Origin of the sequence: Candidatus Hakubella thermalkaliphila (assembly GCF_013281975.1) — a bacterium.
Classification (GTDB): Bacteria; Actinomycetota; Humimicrobiia; order Hakubellales; family Hakubellaceae; genus Hakubella; species Hakubella thermalkaliphila.
This window is the reverse complement of the sequence record NZ_BLRZ01000215.1, coordinates 1-1,701: the sequence shown is the minus strand read 5'-3', so window position 1 is coordinate 1,701 and position 1,701 is coordinate 1. Positions and strand designations below refer to the sequence as shown.

General features: G+C 50.7%; 2 protein-coding genes. One reads left to right on the top strand and one right to left on the bottom strand.

Annotation, left to right across the window (positions count from 1 at the left end; genetic code table 11):
* The coding region (locus HW443_RS11005) for a GerMN domain-containing protein (protein WP_176238201.1) at positions 1-478 on the top strand (478 nt) is incomplete at its 5' end.
* A 161-nt stretch (positions 479-639) separates the two neighbouring features.
* Here HW443_RS11005 and HW443_RS13570 read toward each other — a convergent pair.
* Positions 640-1,659, bottom strand: coding sequence for a 3D domain-containing protein (locus tag HW443_RS13570; protein ID WP_275052122.1), 1,020 nt, complete (start codon positions 1,657-1,659; stop codon positions 640-642).
* Positions 1,660-1,701 lie beyond the last annotated feature (42 nt).

Sequence of the window (1,701 nt, the reverse complement as noted above, 5' to 3'; positions counted from 1 at the left end):
TACCATCACTCTGTACTTTTCCAGGTGGACTGAAACTGAAGCCTATCTGGTGGCAGAGAAAAGGGAGGTCGCAGTCCACGAGAACCTTCCTCTGGTAGCTCTCCAGGGGTTGATCAAGGGACCGGCCACAGACGATCTCCTCCCCACTCTCCCCTCCACGACCACGGTACTGTCCCTGGAAATTGAGAATGGCCTCTGCACTGTCAACTTCAGCAAGGAGATACTCTTTGATGCCTATCAGGTGGGACCCAGCGCTACCGGCGAAGCTCTGGCTCTGGGGTCCATAGCCAACACCTTGACTGAGTTTCCTCAGATCCAGGAGGTAAAGATTCTCATCGAAGGTAAGAGCGAGGGGGAGGTCGACAGGTGGCCGGTTGAGAACTTCTGGGGACATGTAGGAATTTATGAAAGCTTGACTCGAGACGAAAGCATCATTGGGCCCCCCTTTGAGCCGGACGACCAGCCTCTCCAAATCTGAGGCCAAACGCCAGGGTTGCACGGGGACGCACCTATATCTCTCTTCTTTCAGGAAAGAACAGGTCACAAAGCCCATAAAGGCAGGCTCCTCCTTGGGAGCAGACCAAGAGAGGAAAAATGGCGAGTGAGTGATCCTGAGTTCCTCTACGCAGGACTGGTAAATCACTCCACTACATATACCTTTACCTCTCGCCTTCCCCACTGGATAGCTTCTTCCAGGCTGTTGAAACACAGGTCTATCCGGTTGCCCTTAATCCAACCTCCTGTATCGGCAGCCAGAGCCTGGCCATAGCCAGGGATGTACAGTTTGGTTCCCAGAGGAATTACCCTGGGATCAACAGCCACAATACCATAGGCGGCTCGCAGGCCGGTGGCGGTTATACCAGTTCCATTCAGCCCACCTCCGCCAGCAAAATAGGCTGTGGCCACCATGGTAAATTCTTTGCCCGAGAGAGTGATACCGACAGGCTGGATCTCCTTTATTTTGTCCATGATCTGTTGTGCCTTGCTCAGAAGCTCCTTTTTCTGACGCTTAATGGTTACCACCAGGTCCTTTTTGGCCTCGTACTCCTGACTCAGCCTCTCCTGTTTCCTCTGCACCTCATCCCTTAAGATAGCTATCTGATCTCTCTTTTCCTCCACATCTTTATAGGCGCTCTCGTACTTTTCCTTCAGTTCTTTATAGTCTTCAACCAGTTGGGCATTCTCGTCCACCAGGATCCGGATATAGTTGGCTCGATTTAGAAGATCTGTGAGATCTACAGAGGAAATGAGGTGGAGGAGAAGAACAACATCCTGATCTTTGTACATTTCTACAGCTCTTTTATTGAGCAGTCTGGACTCCTCTTCCAGCTTTTTCTTGATCTCCGCAGCATCCTGGCTGGCCTTGTCGTATTCTGCCTGGGCCTGGCCTAGCTGCTCATTAAGATCAGCAAGTTCCTGGGTATTTCTTTCAATGGCTGTCTCAAGACCGATGACATCTTTTAGCAACTGTTCCTCTTGCTGAGTCAGATTGGCTATCTCAGCATCGATCTCTTTGGGATCATCGGCCTGTACCGGGTGAGTCGGCCAGAAAAATACCAGACCTACCGTCATGCAGAGGACTAACAGACGTTTGGCTATCAAACCCATCTCCCTTGAAAATAACATAATTTTCATGCGACGTGGTGCGCCGCGGTGCATGGGCGATTCCTTCCGAAATAGCTTGAAACAACATTATAGCAA